Source organism: Halarchaeum acidiphilum MH1-52-1 (assembly GCF_000474235.1).
Taxonomy (GTDB): Archaea; Halobacteriota; Halobacteria; order Halobacteriales; family Halobacteriaceae; genus Halarchaeum; species Halarchaeum acidiphilum.
This window is the reverse complement of record NZ_BATA01000118.1, coordinates 1-3417: the sequence shown is the minus strand read 5'-3', so window position 1 is coordinate 3417 and position 3417 is coordinate 1. Positions and strand designations below refer to the sequence as shown.

Below are 3417 nucleotides of genomic sequence, written 5' to 3'. Positions count from 1 at the left end.
TCCTTTGGACGATATCGAAGGTACAGAGGACAAAATAACGGTATTAGATTCAGGTAGAGGACCGTCGGGCAGATCTAAGAGCCGATCGTTCTGCTCGACGAAATGCAGACTACACCGCCTTTCGAGAATTCTGCTCGACGGCGGGCTCAAACCCGAATAATCACGCGAAACCGCTAATCTTAGTCGAATCTCCAGACGTCCTCACTACTCGCCTTTCTTCTCGACTATCCCTATACTCCAGGATGAATCAGTAAAACACGAGAAATACGGTCTGAAACCCACAGAAATCTGCTCGACGGGGGGTGAGAAGAAGATAGATTTTTCGGCTTCTCTCGAACTATAAGGATGGAGACATTTCTGTGGTCGGCGTCTAAAATTCGGTCGTGGAATCTGACTCATCGAGTTGGTCGTACATCTCGTCCGGGAAGGGAACGCTCCCCCAAATCGAGTAATCGCATTGGTCCTGCCCGATACAGTAGCGTTGCAGGTCATCGTTGTCACAGTTCATCGGAAGCGGAGTTTCGCCGTCGATCGTGTTCGAGAACTCGTAGCGAATCTGGTAGTCAGTCGTCTGCTCATCGTACCACGGCCATTGCGAGAAGACGTCTTTGAGGTCCGCGACAATCTCGTCCAGACTGCTCTCCCGGTACTGTGGCAACCACATGACCATCCGGACGAAGTTGTAGAGGTCCTTCCGGACGGGCTTCTTCTCCTGGAGGCGTTCGGCCATGTCCGCCATGCAGGGCAGCTCGAAGAGGTCCTCAATCGACTCGACGGAGATCGGATGGGCGCCACCCGACGACGCATCGATCCGATACTGGTTTGTCTCTCGGTCCTGCTCAACGGTGAGACTGCGATGGTCGTGCTGAGAGACGAGGAGGTTGCCGAGACTGCGCGGACTCGACACTCGATTCTGGATGCTCTGCTTCCACGACGCCTCTGGATCGTACGCGTCGAGCGCCTCGTAGAGCGCTTGTGCGGAATGGAACGCTCCAATCATTGCCGTCTCATCCTCGACGTGGTTGACTGCCTCCCGAAGGACGCGGACGAGGCGTTCACCACGGTCCCAGTCGGGCCAGATCCGATCGTGGTTGCCGCCTTCGAGGAAGCGGTCGATTCGTTCGGTGATCGCGGATTCGTTCGCCACCAACCACGTCTGCTGGTCCTCAGAGAGTCCATCCTCCTGCACCCGGAGGAGTTTCTTGAACGCTTCACGCGCATACTCCTCGTATTTCGCGTCGAAATCGCTAGCCGGCACGTAGAGATTGTTGTCCTTCACGCGCGTCCGAATCTCCGACGTCTCCCCTTCACTACTGGGGCGCTGGTCGTCGCGGACGAGACACTGGCGGGAGGCAGCGGCCATCGGGATTTCGAGATGGAGGCCGCCGCCGAACTCGGGCATTTCCTTGATGCCGGTACAGACGCGGCCTGGATGTGGGCCATCCTCACCGGGGTCTTTCGCGTAGAGGACCTCCGCGATATCCTGCTGGAGCGTACTGTCACCGTATTCGCGCATGAGTGAGCCGAGATTGTTCACGTAGAGCTCGCGGACGTCGTAGAGCGGCTGGATCTTACGCGGGGGGACGTCCTCGAACTTTGGGTGGGCTTTGATGCAGATCACACTCAGCGTCGCGAGGACCGCGAGTGTACCCGGTTCGTCGACGAACGGCTCGCGCGCTGCTGCGTCACGGACATCCTCTTTGAACGCAGCTGTCCCGAAGCGTTCGAGGTCGTCAAGGAGGTCGTCGGGCTGGTCCTCGCCGTTGACGATATAGCGGTTGAACCCGCGCGTGAACAGCTGGTTGATTCGGATTTTCCCGTACTCAGTCGGAAGGGCGGCGACCTGGTAGGCGGTGCGTTCGTCGTCGATTGGGGTCGTGGTGGCCATCAGTCGAGGAACTCCGGGGTTGCAGTCCGTGGGTCGAACTGGGTGGATTCGATTGGCTGGACGATACGGGAGACGTCGGCGTGGAGCGAGTAGGGGAGACGGGCGACACGACGGCGGTCGGCGGTAACGACTGGATCAATCGGGATGTCGTACGTCTCCAAGAGGAGGTCGTTGAGGACTTCGCGACTCTGTGCGTCGTAGCGATGTGCGAGGTCTGTATCGAGGAGGTAGACGTGGACGCCCTGGCCGCTGTAGACGACCATCGTCTCCTCGGCGTCGAAATCGTCTGCGAAGATATCCTGCACCTCGAAGCCGTACTGGATCGCTTGCTCAACGTCCTCAAAGGCATACGGATAGCCGGCTGGCTCCGCATCCAGTATCCCGGTCGCTTCGAGGAGTGCCTCGTCGTCGCGATTCCTGGTGTCCTGTGGTAGTGCGTCCGCGGCGCGTTCACGAGCGATGGTCTTCGCGTCGATGTCGACGAGCAACACCCAGGGGCGCTCCCAGTTATCGAGAGCGTAGTAGACAGCATTCGGTCGCGGATCCGGTTCCTCAACAATATCGGGGTCAGCGAGCGCGAACTCACTCCCACCGAGCGGGTCGTGTCGTGCAGGATGCTGCACGAAGTCAAGAACGTCCTCACAGCCATCGAACTCCGCCTGCTGGCGCTCGCCCGTAGTGTCGGTCTGCCAGGTGTCGCGTCGGATGAAGTCTTTGTCCGGAACCGCGTCTTTCCGGACGGGGTGCGGGTGGTCGAATGCGAGGGCGTACTGTTTCGGCCCGGTCGCTGTGATGAATGACGGGAGGTTCTCGACGTAGTCTGGGAATTCTTCGGTATAGTACGTGTAGAGCTCGTCGCGGGTCGCAGCGCGCCATGTCATGGGTTGTAGTCCTTATCGAGTGTGTTGAAGCTCCGAAGCGTCGTCAGTCCGGCTGCATCGAGGTCGTCAACGACGTCGCGGATGCTGGTGAATGAGCGGGCGTCACGTCCAGTTACGCGTTGGTCAATACGGTCTTGCTCCGCAAGCTGGTCAAGGATCTCGAGTGCCGTCTCGCGGTTGTTGAACGCCCAGACAGCCTTGGCATCGACAGCAGCCATCTTCTCGTAGTCATCAATCGGTGCGGCACGGTTGTTACTCGGCAGTTCGGCTTCGCCAACCCAGACGAGAGTATCGCTGTCATCGAAGCCAGCAACGTCGAAGACAGTCTCTGCATCGTACTCAACGTAGGTCGCGACCCGAGTGACGTTATCTTGGTCTTGGACCCAGCGCCGCAGGAGTTCAACACCGACCTTGTGCGGTGTACGCTCGCCGATATCGCCCTTTCCGGGGCCGATTTCGAGTTTCTGTCCAAGGAGTTCACGGCCGGCTGGCAGGACAGTATAGTAGGTTCGTCGGCAGACGGACATCTTCGAGAGGAGGTTCTGGTCAATAAGCCGGTCAACATCGAGGTCATCACGATTCTCCTGCAGGCCCCCCATTGGGTCAAGAAGCGACTGTGCATCGTCGGCTCCGTTCATCACGTCGAGG

At 58.8% G+C, this 3417-nt stretch carries 2 protein-coding genes and 1 pseudogene; all 3 read right to left on the bottom strand.

Annotated elements, in window-relative coordinates; translation table 11 throughout:
* Positions 1–370 precede the first annotated feature (370 nt).
* Positions 371–1888 (bottom strand): primase-associated protein, encoded by a 1518-nt coding sequence (locus tag AOZ13_RS13200; protein WP_020222167.1) that lies wholly within the window; start codon positions 1886–1888, stop codon positions 371–373.
* Positions 1888–2769 carry a bifunctional DNA primase/polymerase gene (locus AOZ13_RS13195; protein WP_021780829.1) on the bottom strand — a complete coding sequence of 294 codons (882 nt, stop codon included), beginning with the start codon at positions 2767–2769 and terminating at the stop codon, positions 1888–1890. The genes AOZ13_RS13200 and AOZ13_RS13195 overlap by 1 nt, the downstream gene beginning before the upstream one ends.
* Positions 2766–3417 (bottom strand): annotated as a pseudogene (locus AOZ13_RS13190) (ATP-binding protein); the annotation flags it as partial. The pseudogene AOZ13_RS13190 and the gene AOZ13_RS13195, both read right to left, overlap by 4 nt.

Coding starts and splice junctions, on each gene's coding strand:
- AOZ13_RS13200 (WP_020222167.1), bottom strand. CDS start 1,888: ATGGCCACCACGACCCCAATCGACGACGAACGCACCGCCTACCAGGTC.
- AOZ13_RS13195 (WP_021780829.1), bottom strand. CDS start 2,769: ATGACATGGCGCGCTGCGACCCGCGACGAGCTCTACACGTACTATACC.